The 7,389-nt window shown below is 40.1% G+C and carries 7 protein-coding genes; all 7 read left to right on the top strand.

Translation table 11 applies throughout. The features are described 5' to 3' along the window. Positions 1–116: 116 nt before the first annotated feature. Genes NBH15_RS28750 through dnaG form a run of 7 tightly spaced genes read left to right on the top strand, consistent with a single transcriptional unit; the run spans position 117 to position 6,995 of the window. Complete coding sequence (locus tag NBH15_RS28750) at positions 117–1,793, top strand: DNA cytosine methyltransferase (RefSeq protein WP_250824173.1); 1,677 nt, start codon at positions 117–119, stop codon at positions 1,791–1,793. 14 nt (positions 1,794–1,807) lie between these two features. Next, entirely contained in the window at positions 1,808–2,011 is a 204-nt protein-coding gene (locus tag NBH15_RS28755; protein ID WP_250824174.1) for a hypothetical protein, read from the top strand. 12 nt (positions 2,012–2,023) lie between these two features. Beyond that, positions 2,024–2,200 (top strand): hypothetical protein, encoded by a 177-nt coding sequence (locus NBH15_RS28760; RefSeq protein ID WP_250824175.1) that lies wholly within the window; start codon positions 2,024–2,026, stop codon positions 2,198–2,200. 1 nt (position 2,201) lies between these two features. After that, complete coding sequence (locus NBH15_RS28765; protein ID WP_250824176.1) at positions 2,202–2,384, top strand: hypothetical protein; 183 nt, start codon at positions 2,202–2,204, stop codon at positions 2,382–2,384. Beyond that, positions 2,377–2,712: a hypothetical protein gene (locus NBH15_RS28770; RefSeq protein ID WP_195437349.1), complete on the top strand. Its 336-nt coding sequence runs from the start codon at positions 2,377–2,379 to the stop codon at positions 2,710–2,712. The genes NBH15_RS28765 and NBH15_RS28770 overlap by 8 nt, the downstream gene beginning before the upstream one ends. Further along, positions 2,639–3,058 carry a hypothetical protein gene (locus NBH15_RS28775; protein WP_250824177.1) on the top strand — a complete coding sequence of 140 codons (420 nt, stop codon included), beginning with the start codon at positions 2,639–2,641 and terminating at the stop codon, positions 3,056–3,058. Before NBH15_RS28770 ends, NBH15_RS28775 begins: the two co-directional genes overlap by 74 nt. Further along, positions 3,036–6,995: a DNA primase gene (gene dnaG, locus NBH15_RS28780; protein WP_250824178.1), complete on the top strand. Its 3,960-nt coding sequence runs from the start codon at positions 3,036–3,038 to the stop codon at positions 6,993–6,995. The genes NBH15_RS28775 and dnaG overlap by 23 nt, the downstream gene beginning before the upstream one ends. Positions 6,996–7,389: the final 394 nt, after the last annotated feature.

The raw sequence follows: 7,389 nt of genomic DNA on the forward strand, positions 1-7,389 counted from the left end.
TGACCATTATCAATGCTTTACGGGCAAAACTTGTGGCGAGAATGTTCGCCGTTATCAAAAGGGATGAATTTTATTCTCCTATTTTATCGGAAAATTTTTGCTAAAAACATAAGAATATGAAACATAGTTATCTAACAATAACAGATCAATTCTGTGGTGCTGGTGGATCATCACAAGGTGCCAGAAGACTCTCTCGTAAGATGGGAGGTGGTCTTGAAATTGCACTGGCGATGAACCATTGGCGTTTGGCCATTGAAACACACAACACCAATTTTCCTCAGACGGATCATGATTGCGCCGACATTTCAGCTTGTGATCCCCGGAGATATCAAAGTACAGATATTCTCATCACTTCTCCAGAGTGTACCAATCATTCACTGGCTAAAGGGGTAAAGAGAAAATATCAACAGACAAATAATCTGTTCGGCAATTTGACAATTGATCCTGCCGCAGAGAGATCACGCGCTACAATGTGGGACGTTCCTCGGTTTGCGGAAATCCATAAATACAATCTGATTATTGTCGAAAATGTAGTAGAAGCCCGTCAGTGGGTGATGTGGGATGCCTGGTTACATGCGATGCACAATTTGGGATATGATCATAAATGTGTGTACCTTAATTCTATGCACGCATTACCCACACCTCAAAGCCGGGATAGGATGTATGTAATGTTCTGGAAAAAAGGTAATAAGTCGCCTAATTTGGATTTATGTCCTAAAGCGTACTGCTCGTGTTGTGGTCAGGAAGTAGAAGCAATTCAGAGTTGGAAGAACCCTAAAAAGAAATTTGGGAAATATCGCCAACAGTATATTTACCGATGTCCGAGATGTACTAATGAGGTTGAACCATATTATTATTCAGCGTTCAATGTTATTGACTGGTCAAAGCCGGGAGAAAAAATTGGCGACAGAAAAAAGCCATTGGCAGCAAATACTATCAAACGTATAGAATGGGGATTAGAAAGATGTTCCGATTCTAGTTTTGTTATCTATACAGATAATTCGAGTGTGCTTAATCGGGCATCTGGAATATCTGATCCTATGTATACTCAAACGACTAGACAAGTCGCTGCATTGATCACCAAAGGTTCTTACGGTGGAAAAATAGAACCTGTCACCTCTCCGGAATATACAATGACTACACAGCATAATTATGGGGTTGCAGGAATACCAATGTTAATTGATGAGCACAATAAAAACGGTAAAAGTCGGCCTTTGTCAGAACATGTTTCGACTGTGTTATCAGGTGGTAATCATCACGGCTTTGTAGGTATTCCAATAATGATAAAAAACTATGGAGGTGCTTTTAATCCGAAGAATGCTCCAATACCCATTGAAAAAACTTTGGGGACGCTCACCACTGTAGATTCGCATGCTCTTTTAGGTGTTCCGTTTATTGTGGAGAATAGAGGCCAATCAAATGCAAGATCAATTGACCAGGCAATGAGTACTCAAACATCCATGATTACACATGGAATAGCCTCTACTAAGGCAGTGAATGCGTTTCTTTCCTATTACTATGGAAGTAATCAGACATCGGGAATGTTTGATCCAGTAGGGACAGTCTCCACAAAAGACCGTGTTGCGTTAGTTTTATCCGCGCCCAAAAACATAGACATCAATGAATGTACATATAGGATGCTTTTTCCGCATGAAGTTCAGGCTGCTATGGCCTTTGAAGATGATTATATTGTGTGTGGGACAGGAAAAGATAAGGTAAAGCAACTGGGGAATGCAGTTACTCCACCTGCAATGGAATGGTTGCTAGAGAGAGGCTTGGAAACGTTTAATTAAATTCAAACTAAGAAATGGAAGACTTAGAAATATTAGTACAACATAGTCATAGACAAGTATTCGATGAAATATTGAAAGACAATAATATTTTTCTAATAAAAGAAGAGAGTGCGTCAACTAATATTGGTGCATGGGTAACTATACAACTATCAAGCTTGCAAGAAGCCTACCTTTTAGGCAAAAGTTTTGGATATGCAGTAGCTAAACTAAAAAAATAAAAGTAGGAACGTATGTATGCAGAAACAGATAAGGATGGTAATATCATCATCCAACAAATAACGAAAGAGGAAGCGTCATGGTTAGATGATTCGATTTGTTGTTACCTGGCAGGTAAGCCGGCTTACAAAAGATCGGATATTGATAAAAAGATGATGGGATTGAAACGGCAACTTGAAAAACAGTATTGATATGATTGCAAAATTGATGTATGAAGTTGAATGTCCGCAGGACTGCGATAAGGAAGATTTCCTGAAGTGGTTGGAATTTCATTTAGGAGTTCCCGGCGCTTGCATTACAAGCGACAATCCTCTCTATAATGAAATGTTTAGCCTCGATAGTTCTGAATATGAAAAGATAGAAGTTGATGGATAGTTATGCAGCATATCGGTTGACGGATTGGGATTGGATCTCCCGCTACAAAGACAAGATGGGGGTTGATCGTTTTCGGGATTATGTGAATAGTGTTTACAGCGAATTGATGAAAATGAAAGTAGGAGGTGTCTTTTCGCTGGATTCTGAGGTCAGGGAGGAAAACAAGGAACTCTTTATTAAAATAGTCTGTATGTTCATCCAGGAGGGTAACAGTGATTATGATTTTAGTTCAGATTATAAAACAGTTAGACGACATGAAAAAGCAACATTGGTCCGAAAGCCAAGAAAAGTTACTGAGGGAGAACCTGGGGAAAAAAACATTGAATGAGATAGCTAAGGTATTAGGTAAGACGGAACTGGCCGTTAAACTATATATACACCGTAAGAATATTGTTTATCGTCCTTCTGTAAAACGTAATCTTGTCTTAGAATTGTTCCGGATTAAGCTAGTGAATCCGGAATATTTTGCTGTGACAAAAGAATTTCTTCGAGCTGTCGATATTAATCAGGTACGATTTTGGAAGCTATATCGGGGAGAGGAATCCCCCACGGATGCGGAATACCTGAGATTAGCTACAACTTTGAAAGTCTCTTTACAAGAGGCATTTGAAGCCCGGCAACTAAGTTTGTTTAATGATAATATTAAAATAGATGATACCTCAAAATGTGATTGAAAGCATTATCAGTGCTGCTGATATTGTCGATGTGATTAGTGATTACGTAAAACTGCGTAAAGCCGGTGTAAATTATAAAGGCGTATGTCCGTTTCATGGGGATAAAGATGCGAGTCTGGTCGTTAGTCCTGCTAAAAATATTTGGAAATGTTTTGGTTGTGGTAAGGCTGGAAATGTGATCGGGTTTGTCATGGAGCATGAAGCACTGTCTTTCTTCGAAGCGGCTAAGTTGATTGCGTCCAAATATAATATAACAGTTCCGGAAAGAGAACTGACAGATGAAGAAAAGGTTAAAGCAAAAGAACGTGAGGCCCTGCAAATCTGTTTGTCGTTTTCCGGAGAATCCTTTATATCACAACTACAAGAGAAGGGACCGACAGAGTATCTTAGTACTCGTCATATTAACCCGGAGATACTTGCTCAATATGGCGCAGGATATGCGCCGGCTGGTTACTCCTGGCTGACCAATGAGGCAAGACAAAAAGGGTATGATCTGTCAGTGATGGAAAAAGCAGGACTTATTTCAATCAAAGAAAACGGGAAGGTGTACGATCGTTTTGTTGATCGGATAGTATTCCCCTTTTATTCTCTATCCGGTCAAATAATAGGTTTTACTGGTAGAACTTTGGGAACAGATACACAATGTAAGTACCTCAATTCTCCGGAGACTTCTCTTTTTCATAAAGGCAAAACGCTATTCGGCATATATCAGGCACGCCCGGAGATATCAAAGGCTGATAAATGTTATTTGGTGGAAGGGCAATTTGATGTTTTATCGTTTGTTCAGCACTCACTTCCTAATACGATTTGTGGAAGTGGTACGGCTTTGACACAGGATCAGGTCCGAATGATCAAGAAGTTTACCCGTAATGTAACGGCGATTTACGACGGCGATGCTGCCGGGATGAAAGCTTCGGTCCGGAACATGGATATCCTGTTAGCCGAAGGTATGAATGTTCGGGCTGTACTGCTTCCGGATGGAGAAGATCCGGATAGCTTTGCTCATAAAATGGGTAAGGATAAACTGACTAAATATATCAAGAAAAATGAAACAGATTTCATTTCTTTTATATACCAGGCTTTTGAAAGTGAAATGGATGATCCGATCCGGAAAACAGAAGTACTTCGTGTTATTGCCCAGAGTATTTCTGTTGTTCCGGATAAACTGCAACGGCAAGCATTTATAACATCGCTAGCTGAAAAGTTTAAGGCTGATGGTGAGCTGATCACTTCACTAGTGGGAGAGTTGCAGGCGATGGGAAAGAAAGATGCTCCGAAGCAGTCGGAAGATGTCGGTTTTACCGGTTTGGAGGATGCTGCCAAATTGATCAGTACAGATGGTAAGCAGATAACAATCACCTGGTCGATCGAACGCTTTACAGAGAGTTGGGGAGAGCGTCCAACAGTTTTAGTAACCGGGATACCCGGAGTTCCGGAAATACAGGAACTTCGTAGAGTCTCCTCTGTGATCCGTTGCCGTGATCGTTTTACAATAAATAAAGATACTGTTCAGGAACCGGTAGAACTTACATTTATCCGATCCCTTACTTGTACCGGCTTTACAGTTAGTATGAGCCGATATATAAAATCGACAGAAATGTATGTTGATGATGAAGGAAAGGATAGGAGGAAAACAGTTGAGACGGAAAAAGAAATTGGTTTTAATGAATACTATGTCGGTCTGTACAGTGCTTTCAAAGATGCTCCGGAAAATCAAAAGAAGATTGCACTTGAACGATGTGCTGAATTGATCTCTTATGCCGATGCGACAACACGGGCGTTCCAGGCTACTGACTATGCTCGATTGTTAGGGGTTACAAAAACCGCCCTCGAACATGTACTAAAGCCTTATCTGGATATTCGTAAATCAGCCGCTCGATTTAATAGTGATGCCCTGCAGGTAGATGGTGCCTCATTAATGTTTGATCCTTCCAAGTTGCCTGATTATGTAGAAGATGATCCGGAGATAAACCGTTTATGGAAAGCTTATCAGTTCTTCCCTTATGTTGATAGGGGTGGGAGAAAAGTTGCCTATATATTTGCAAATGGAAAGAAATCATTCATGCGAGTCGGAAACTTTTATATTGAACCCTTATTGCATGTATACGATAAGGAAAGTCAGGCAAATAAACGTATCGTTCAACTGACGCAGGCCAATTATCCATACCCTGTCTTTATGGAATGGATCAGTGCTGAAATGATCACTTTACAAACGTTCCGGAAGCGATTATGGGAAGAAGGAGATATAAATTTCAGTAATGGAAACCAAAATCATTTGGATCTCATTATGGATAGTTGGGCGGGTAAATTTAAAAAGTGCTATGAGCTCCGTATGTTTGGCTGGTATGATGAAGGCTTTTTCGCATTTAGTAACGCGATTGTGCATGAGATCGACGGGAAGCAACAGTTACAGTATGTCTCTGATTTAGGGCTTGTTGAACATAATAAGCAATATTATTATATACCTGCTTTTTCAAAAATCTATGCCAGTGAACGCCGGGATAGTGACCGTTACTTTTTGGATCGCTTCATTAAATATCGGGAGCCTAAAAGAAAAATTGATTTTGCTCGCTGGAGTACGCTGATGAATGATGTATATAAATTGAATAACAACGGGAAATGGGCTATCCTATATTCTATTATGAGTGCTTTCCGTAGTGATATTTATAGTGTTCGCAGAACATTCACCGCTTTGTTCTTTATTGGACCTACTGGTTCCGGTAAATCTCAGGTCGGTTATTCGATTCGGTCGTTGTCAATGCCGCCGGATACACCGACATTTAACCTAAATTCCGGTACTCCAGCCGCGTTGTTTTCTTGGCTTGAACGTTATCGGAATATTCCAATAATGCTTGAAGAATACAATGACAGGGATATCAATCCGGTAATTTTCCAAGCGTTGAAATCTGCTGTCTATGACGGAGAGGGAAAGCAGAAGCGTAAGGATGCTGTAAGCAAGGAGATCGACAGTAGCCAGGTAAACGCTGCTTTGGTCATAATGGGGCAGGAGAGTCCCCAACAGGATGATAATTCACTGGCTAACCGTTGTATTATTTGTGATGTCCCGAAGCGTGACGATCGAACGGAGCAGGAAGAAGAAATCTTCAATGAATTGAAAGCATATGAAGAAAGCGGACTACATAGCGTGCTACTTGAAATACTTGCCTGCCGGAAATCTCTACTTGATAACTACGTAAAAGTCTACGGTGAAGTATTCAAAGAGTTGAAAGATAATGTTCGTGTATTAGTAACGAACACCGATGGATTATCTCGTATCTTAGAAACTGTATCAATGTTCTTGGCTGTATGCAAAATAGTAGAAGAGCATACTGTATTACAGCTACCATTTACGTATGAAGAGTTCTTCCGGATCGCTGTAGAAAAAGTAGCTAAACAGGTGGAATCGATCAGTACATCGAATAGAATGTATAATTTCTTCAGTAATATTAATTATCTTATTGATACAGGTAGTATTATGCCTGGTCGAGATTACAAGATTGAGGTACCGGTTAAGCTCACTCTTAAAACAAAGGGTAAAGATACAGAAATAAGAGTCCTAGATCCGGCCGATACTCGCGTTTTATATTTGAATATGACTAATATTTATCCGATGTACGCTGCACTGGCAAGAAATGAAGCCTTGTCACAGCAATCGTTGAATACTTATTTTGAAAGTAATGAGTCTTATATCGGCCGCGTCCGGTCTACCCGTTTCCGTTGGCAGGAAGTGAAAGAAGTCCCGAAAGGGGATATCGCTACCGGGATAGGTGGGGAAATGATCACAGATAATACCATGAAACGGATCATAACCAACAAAGAAAATAATACCTCCGCTGTCACGTTTAATTATGACAAACTGAAGGAGCTGTTGGATATTGATTTTGAGAGAGAAGAAAGGATTGAAGAAAAGGAGGAAACGCCTTCCTATCGTTTTTAGATGCTGATAGTATTTTAAAATCCGGAGAACCGGCTTTATGGGATAGAACTGCCTTTGTTGGAAAGACAAGACGGATCGACCCAGGAAGGCCGGTTCTTCCTTTTTATCTATTTTTCCCCCGCACCCCCTTGATCTGAAAAAAGAAATAAGAAAGAGTTTCGCGATTTTGAAATGAAATCTTTGTTCAAAAAGCGACCAACAGACCAACAGACCAACAAGCGTAAAACGATTTTGAAATACATAGAATATAAATATATAATAATCAATAATATATGCGAATCAGGAGTTGGCGACCTGATTCAAAGATTAAAAATTAACATAAGAAAGTAGAGCAATTGCCAATTTTCCAAAGGAGTGTACCAACAGCCCTTTGGTAGCTCTTACTTTAGACGCT

Source organism: Parabacteroides caeci (assembly GCF_023656795.1).
Classification (GTDB): Bacteria; Bacteroidota; Bacteroidia; order Bacteroidales; family Tannerellaceae; genus Parabacteroides; species Parabacteroides segnis.